Below are 7,826 nucleotides of genomic sequence, written 5' to 3'. Positions count from 1 at the left end.
AGGGTCGCCAGAGTCCCTCCCATGGCGATATAGACACCGGCGAGGAAGCCGAGGAGCACCATATTAATAAGAGAGAGGGAGGTTTTTGCCTCTGCCGTCGCGTAGGTCGATGCGACGATCTCTGCGGGTGATTTCATTTTCGTGAATGCTAATGTTGATGATATGTCGGCAAACTTAGCTCTTTCCTGCCGAAACCGACGGGGACAACGGAAAAACAGGCAGGCAAAAAGTCGTGGTGACATCACCGCAGACTAATACCGGTATTAGTCAACTCTATTACCGGGTTTAGTGAACTCTATTACCGGTAAAAGAAATACCTCCCGTCCGACGGCGATTCACTTACCATAATCCTCCCGCAAGCCCTTTGCAAAAAGGGGTAAATCATCTCTCCGGTGCAATCGGTCAGAAAAACCACAAACATCACCAATTAGATATTTTTTACCCTAATCGGGCTTTTCCGTGCAATATAGGTCAATCGTCTGTACCTTTGTGGTGTAGGCACAAGAGTGCTACTTAGAAAGCTTATCAATAGTATTAGGATTGCAATCCAATATAAATCAAAAGAAACAAATAGTATGAGCGAAAGCAGTAAGAAGATTTACTCCTTTGGCAACGGCAAGGCCGAGGGTCGCGCAGATATGCGCATGCTCCTCGGCGGTAAGGGAGCCAACCTCGCCGAGATGAACCTCGTAGGCGTACCGGTGCCTCCCGGATTTACAATCACGACAGAGGTCTGCAGAGCCTATCAGACCGAGGGCGCAGAGAATATCCGCAAGTCTCTCGCCGAGGACGTAAAGGCAAATATCGGTAAGATCGAGGCACTCGTGGGACGTACCTTTGGCGACCCGGCTAATCCGCTCCTCGTCTCGGTCCGCTCCGGCGCTCCCGCCTCCATGCCGGGTATGATGGACACCATCCTCAATCTTGGTCTCAATGATGAGGCTGTCGAGGGACTTGCCAAGCTGACCAATAACCCTCGCTTCGCATGGGACTCTTACCGCCGCTTCGTACAGATGTACGGCGATGTGGTACTGGGACTGAAGCCCGAGAATAAGGACGACATCGACCCCTTCGAGCTGGAGATCCGTGCGGTGAAGAAGGCTAAGGGCGTCACCCAGGATACGGAGCTGGAGGTGGAGGACCTGAAGGAGCTGGTGAAGCGCTTCAAGGCTGCCGTGCTGGAGAAGACCGGCAAGCCCTTCCCGCAGGATGTCCACGAGCAGCTGTGGGGTGCCATCTTTGCCGTCTTTAGCTCATGGATGAATGAGCGCGCCGTGCTCTACCGTCGCATGGAGGGCATCCCCGAGGAGTGGGGAACGGCTGTGACCGTCATGGCGATGGTCTACGGTAACATGGGCGACACCAGTGCCACCGGCGTCTGCTTCTCACGCGATGCCGCCACGGGTGAGAATGTCTTCAACGGCGAGTACCTGATCAACGCACAGGGCGAGGACGTCGTTGCCGGCATCCGCACCCCGAGCCAGATCACCCTCAAGGGCTCGCGGCAGTTCGCCGAGTACAAGGGGATCAGCGAGGAGGAGCGCAAGTCCGAGCACCCCTCTCTCGAGGAGGCGATGCCGGAGATCTACAAGGAGCTCTTCGAGATCCAGCACAAGCTGGAGCAGCACTACCACGATATGCAGGATATGGAGTTTACCGTCCAGGAGGGTAAGCTCTGGTTCCTCCAGACCCGTAACGGAAAGCGTACCGGTCGGGCGATGGTCAAGATCGCCATGGACCTGCTCCGTGACGGCATGATCGACGAGGAGGCTGCCATCGAGCACATCGAGCCCAATAAGCTGGACGAGCTGCTCCACCCGGTCTTCGACAAGAAGATGGAGAAGAGTGCCACACTCATCGCTCGCGGTCTGCCCGCCTCCCCCGGTGCCGCTACAGGTATCATCTGCTTCTTTGCTGACGATGCTCAGGAGCTCCACCACAAGGAGGGTCACCGTGTGATCCTGGTCCGCGACGAGACCTCACCCGAGGATCTTGCCGGTATGCAGGTGGCAGATGGTGTCCTCACCGCGCGCGGTGGTATGACCAGTCACGCTGCCGTGGTAGCACGTGGTATGGGTAAGTGCTGTATCACCGGTGCAGGAGCGCTCAATATCGACTACAAGGCCCGCACCATCACCGTAGGGGATAAGGTCTTCCACGAGGGAGATCACATCTCCATCAATGGCTCCACCGGTCGTATCTACGAGGGTGAGCTCAAGACTGAGGCTCCTGAGCTGGACGAGGACTTCCAGATGCTGATGGATCTCTGCTCCAAGCACAGCCGCATGGTCGTGCGTGCCAATGCCGATACCGGTCGCGATGCCAATGTGGCACGGAAGTTTGGTGCCGTAGGTATCGGTCTCTGCCGTACGGAGCATATGTTCTTCGACGGAAAGAAGATCAAGGCGATCCGCCACATGATCCTCTCCGAGACTGCCGAGGATCGGTACAAGGCACTCGAGGTGCTGCTCCCGATCCAGAGGGAGGACTTCAAGTCGATCTTCCTCGCCATGGATGGTCATCCGGTGATCGTCCGCCTGCTGGATCCGCCACTGCATGAGTTTGTCCCCCACGACGCCAAGGGTCAGGAGGAGATGGCTCAGGATATGGGCGTGACGGTGAAGTACATCCGTGACCGCGTACAGCAGCTGGCTGAGCACAATCCTATGCTGGGTCACCGTGGTTGCCGTCTCGGCAATACCTATCCGGAGATCACGATCATGCAGACGAGAGCGATCCTCGGTGCTGCCATCGAGCTGAAGAAGGAGGGACACAACCCCATCCCCGAGATCATGGTGCCGCTGGCAGGTATCGTACAGGAGTTCAATGAGCAGAAGCGCATCATCACCGAGACAGCTGAGGCACTCTTCGAGGAGGAGGGTACTCGAATCGACTTCAAGATCGGTACGATGATCGAGGTGCCCCGTGCAGCCCTGACGGCAGACAAGATTGCCGCCTCGGCAGAGTTCTTCTCCTTCGGTACCAACGACCTCACGCAGATGACCTTTGGCTACTCTCGTGACGACATCGCATCCTTCCTCCCCGTCTACCTCGAGAAGAAGATCCTTAATGTGGATCCCTTCCAGGTACTCGACCAGGACGGTGTGGGTCAGCTGATCCGTATCGCTGCCGAGCGTGGTCGCAAGGCCCGTCCCGAGCTGGTATGCGGTATCTGCGGTGAGCACGGAGGTGAACCGTCGAGTGTGAAGTTCTGCGACTCCGTCGGGCTGAATTACGTCAGCTGCTCGCCCTATCGTATCCCGATCGCCCGTGTGGCAGCGGCACAGGCTGCCATCGAGCACCGTAAGGATGCTGAGGCTGCGATGCAGGAGTGACACTTAGTCTCACTGTGAGATAAGATAAAGAGGAGCTGTCCCGATTATGTGGGGCAGCTCCTCTCTTTTTTTGCTACATTTGGAACATCAAGTCACGAAGCAACAAACTGATATGAGAAAACTGATCATCACTCTACTGCCACTGTTGCTTACAGCACTCTCGGCATCCGCACAGATCTTTATCCCTTCTGATCCTATAGGCACCCAGGCAACCTATACGACAACCTGGAAGGACGGGAAAAGCTCAACAGAGCAGCTAACACTCCACCGTGTCAAGGGCAACAACGTCTGGAGCAGCGTACCGGGCGGCTCGGACGAGATCCCTATATCTGAGATAGTGCTGCCCGACGGTGTCTACTACTCCATGGATGAGCTGAGGACTCTTGTCCGTCAGAAGATGACTGGCAAGGCGGCTAAGCTTGCCAAGGTCGAGATCAATTGCCTCAGTGGAGACCGTTTCAGGATGCTTCCCTTGCAGGGGACCCCCGGACAGACCTTTCCCGATCAGACACTGGATGTGAAGGCGAAGGTCAAGCTACTCGGGCTACTCAATCTCCACCTCACCATAACCATGGAGGGGGACAAGATCCTCCGGAGAGAGACCCGGAAGACGCCTCTCGGCGAGGTCTCGACGATCGTGCGCTCCTACACCATGGTATCCAAGACCGATGTCAAGGTGATGGGTAAGCGAGAGGAGGAGGTAGAGCGAGAGGAGATCACTCAGTGGATCATCCCGGGGAGAGGTCTCTATAGGGAGGAGAAGAGGAAGGGCAAAGAGCTGAGCGTAAAGGAGCTGACAGACTTCAAGCGCCCCTGACTAATAGGAATAGAAAGAGTGGGCAGCCTCCCGTTCATAGGGGAAGTTGCCCACTCTTTATAGTTGGATCAGTAAGGATCAGAAGCGATAGCCCAGGCTGATGCCACTACGGATGTAGGCCGGCACGTCGCCATTGGTCTCAGAGACGAAGTTGCGTCCGGCACCGGTGTAGATCTCACCGACAAAACCACTCTTGGAAATCCATTTCCAGCCTATAGCGAGACCGAGTCCGGCACCAAAGCCGTTGGCATCCTCACTATCTATCTTGAGGCCGCCGTTCATGCCATTGGAGATGGTATTTATCTTGGTGTACTTGCAATCAAAGAAACCGGCATTTACCTCGATGAAAAAGCCGGCACCGGGGAACTCGTCCTGCCCGCGGTGCTTCCAGAAGAACCACCGGGTATAGGGCATAACCGCAAGCTTGTAGGGATAGGAGTCCTCCCAGGCGGCACTGGCAGCGACACCGAGCGACAGGTCCTCCAGCAGGATCCGGTCGTAGGAGAGCTCGATATTGCCGGCGAGAGCCATCGGGAGATTGATCTTCACCTCATTGAGAGGGCCCTCCGTGAGCACCTGCTGCGCCTTGGCACCTGAGGCAAACGAGGCAGAGAGCAGCAGGGCAGCTGCTGCGAGCATCCACTTTTTTACGTTCATAGGACTATTACATCTATTTGTTATTGTCTTCTGTGTATGCAAAGGTATAGAAATTACCCATAAAACATCAGAGCCCCGACCCAACAATTGAAGAGGATAATTGCAGTGAGGAGACCCAAGCAGACAGGGGTGACGCATTTGAGCATTACAGGAGCCACTCCACTCATTGTGAAGAGTGGTGAACGATGCACCCCGACAGGGGTGCCCGCTTTTTAGACCCGGGTCAAGGGGCGTAGCCCCGACGACCCGGGGGGCAGGCGTTGCTAGCGATCCCGCGACCCCGCTAGGGTGTCGCACTGATTGACTGACTGGTATGTGCGACACCCTGCCGGGGTCGTATACCTTGAAGGCGTCGTCGTTTCCCGGGTCTTCGGCACTACGTGCCTCGACACCTGGTCTAAAAGCGATGATCCCTCCGGGGCTTCGCCCCTGTGGGATCGGCAAGCGGTAGCAGCATGGCTGGGATCGTCGACAGGATTGCACAGCGACAGGGATTATCACTTCTTTGCCTTAATGCTCAAATGCGTCATCCCTGCCCAAGCAGACTGTATGAGACAATGGCTCACGTGGAGGTGGTATCTTTGCAGCTCTATTGGGGACACCTTATATAGAAAAGAGCCCGACCCGCCGAATAGATCGGCAGGTCGGACTCTGATAAATCTCAGTGCAGGGGATTACCGACGAGCAGTAAGCTTCTGCTGAGCCTTCTTATGGTTGCGGTTGTTAATCATCCAGGCGATCGGCGACGCTACGAAGAGGGTACTCAGCGTACCGAAGATGATACCGAGGATGATGGCGAAGGTAAAGCTCCTCATGCTGGCACCTCCGAAGAAGAAGATGATCAGCACCACCAGCAAGGTACTCGTACTGGTATTGATGGTACGGGTAAGGGTGATATTGAGGGAGCGATTGAAGAGCTCCTTGCGCTCCATATCGGGGTGGTACTTCAGCTCCTCACGGATACGGTCGAAGACGACGATGGTATCATTGATCGAGTAACCGATGATCGCCAGCACGGCGGCGATAAAGTTCATATCGATCTCCATCGTGAAGGGCATGATCTTCCAGAGGATTGCGTAGAATGCGATGATCACGCAGGTATTGAAGGTCACCGAAGCGAAGGCACCTACGGAGAAGGCGTAGTCCTTGAAGCGGATCAGGATATAGATACCCATCACGATCAGGGAGAGGATCACGGCGATCGTGGCACCAGTCTTGATGTCATCAGCGACACTGGCACCCACCTTCTGCGAGCTCTGGATATTTTGCTCGACAAACTGATCCTGAGTCGTACCCTGAGGCAGCTGGGACTGCAGGCTCTCATAGAGCTTAGTCTCGATCTCCTTGTCCACCTCGGGGGTATTGGTCCCCACCTTGTAGTTGGTCGAGATACGCACCTGATCCTCTGAGGTGATGCGGATCACACTGACATGGCCGTCGAGTGCCGGGCTGACGAGAGAAGAAATCTCGGCAGGCGTCACGTTGTGATCAAACTTGACCACATAGTTACGGCCACCGGTGAAGTCAATACCTCTCGGGATGCCGATCGTAGCCATCATCACGCCACCGATGGCGAGAATGGCAACGGCAACGGTGAGTCCGATCTTACGAAGTCCGATGAAGTCGACATGAGTATTCTCGAGGAAGTGGCGAGAGATCGGAGTGTCAAAAGTCACATTATTCATCTTACCCTTCTCCGCACGGGTCTCAAAGATCACACGGGTCATGAAGACTGCGGTGAGGAGGGAGATCAGCAGACCGATGATCAGGGTGGTGGCAAAGCCTCGGATCGCACCTGAACCAAAGAAATAAAGGATCAGACCGGTCATGATCGTGGTGACGTTGGAGTCGATGATCGCAGAGAAGGCATTACCGTACCCCTCCTGGATCGACTTCAGCATCGTCTTACCCTTCTTCAGCTCCTCCTTGATACGCTCAAAGACGAGCACGTTGGCATCCACCGCCATACCCAGCGTCAGCACCATACCGGCGATACCGGGCAGGGTCAGGACTGCATGGATCGAAGCGAGGATACCGAGGGTGAGGAAGAGATTGACCAGCAGTGCCAGGTCGACCACCATACCGGGGAAGAGACCATAGATGAGGCACATGTAAATCATCAGCAGGACGAGAGCGATGAGGAAAGAGATCACACCCGCCTTAATGGCTGCAGCGCCAAGAGACGGACCCACGACGTCCTCCTGTACGATACGCACGGAGGCAGCCATCTTACCCGACTTAAGGGTGTTGGCAAGGTCGGTTGCTTCATCGACGGTGAAGTGACCGGTGATCTGAGAGGTACCATTGGGGATCTCATTGAGTACATTAGGTGCAGAGTAGACCACGTCATCGAGGACAATAGCAATGGGTCGGCCAACATTCTCCTTCGTCAGGCGAGCCCACTCCTTGGTACCCTCAGGATTCATAGTCATGGAGACACCGGGATCCTGACGTCCCTGCTGCTGATTGATCTCACTCTTGGCACTGGTGACCACGTCACCGGCGAGAGCCGGCTCATTGCCACGGCGAGAACCCTTGAGAGCATACAGCTCGAAGACATTGCTCCCCTCGCTCAGCTCCTTGGAGCCCCAGCGGAGGACAAGGTCACGCGGCAGCACATCTCTCACCTGAGGCAGGCTCAGCATCGAGTCAATGGCGGCGCGGTCAGCCTTACGAGCAACAGCGACCACGGCAGCAGAGCTACCACGGGAGAGTTGCAGACGAGAGAGCAGAGGATTATCCTTGGACGCCGTCTGCGTCTCGGCAGTCTCAGCCACAGCGGTCGTATCAGCACCGGCAGCTATCTTCTGAGCCAGAGCTTCGGCATCACTCTTGGCACTGTCAGCGGCGGCCTCAACAGCCTCGGTAACCTCCTCGGAGGTCTCCTCAGCAGGCTCGCTCACCTCAGTCGAGGCAGTGCGGTCGGAGGTGGAGTGGAGGCGAGCCAGCACCTGATCAGCGGAGACAAGATAGTCGCCTACCTCTGAGCCCAGGTAGCACTCCCAGAACTCAAGATT

The 7,826-nt window shown here is 55.9% G+C and carries 4 protein-coding genes; 2 read left to right on the top strand and 2 right to left on the bottom strand.

Annotation, left to right across the window (positions count from 1 at the left end; all coding sequences use genetic code 11):
• Positions 1 to 575: 575 nt before the first annotated feature.
• Entirely contained in the window at positions 576 to 3,335 is a 2,760-nt protein-coding gene (ppdK, locus tag Q0F21_RS04210) for a pyruvate, phosphate dikinase (RefSeq protein ID WP_288965790.1), read from the top strand.
• A gap of 112 nt (positions 3,336 to 3,447) precedes the next feature.
• On the top strand, positions 3,448 to 4,152 hold the full coding sequence (locus tag Q0F21_RS04205; protein ID WP_297237696.1) for a hypothetical protein: 705 nt from the start codon (positions 3,448 to 3,450) through the stop codon (positions 4,150 to 4,152).
• Between the two features lie 78 nt (positions 4,153 to 4,230).
• On the opposite strand, the gene Q0F21_RS04200 is transcribed toward Q0F21_RS04205, so the two are convergent.
• Positions 4,231 to 4,809: a hypothetical protein gene (locus Q0F21_RS04200; protein ID WP_297237694.1), complete on the bottom strand. Its 579-nt coding sequence runs from the start codon at positions 4,807 to 4,809 to the stop codon at positions 4,231 to 4,233.
• 674 nt (positions 4,810 to 5,483) lie between these two features.
• Positions 5,484 to 7,826: protein translocase subunit SecD (gene secD / locus Q0F21_RS04195; RefSeq protein WP_297237693.1), on the bottom strand; the 2,343-nt coding region annotated here is incomplete at its 5' end.

The sequence above is a fragment of the uncultured Porphyromonas sp. genome (assembly GCF_934359325.1).
Taxonomy (GTDB): domain Bacteria; phylum Bacteroidota; class Bacteroidia; order Bacteroidales; family Porphyromonadaceae; genus Porphyromonas_A.
This window is presented reverse-complemented; position numbering and strand designations above follow the sequence as displayed.

What these genes read in the sequence shown, in the direction of transcription:
- ppdK (WP_288965790.1), top strand. Translation starts at nt 576, where the DNA reads ATGAGCGAAAGCAGTAAGAAGATTTACTCCTTTGGCAACGGCAAGGCC.
- Q0F21_RS04205 (WP_297237696.1), top strand. Translation starts at nt 3,448, where the DNA reads ATGAGAAAACTGATCATCACTCTACTGCCACTGTTGCTTACAGCACTC.
- Q0F21_RS04200 (WP_297237694.1), bottom strand. Translation starts at nt 4,809, where the DNA reads ATGAACGTAAAAAAGTGGATGCTCGCAGCAGCTGCCCTGCTGCTCTCT.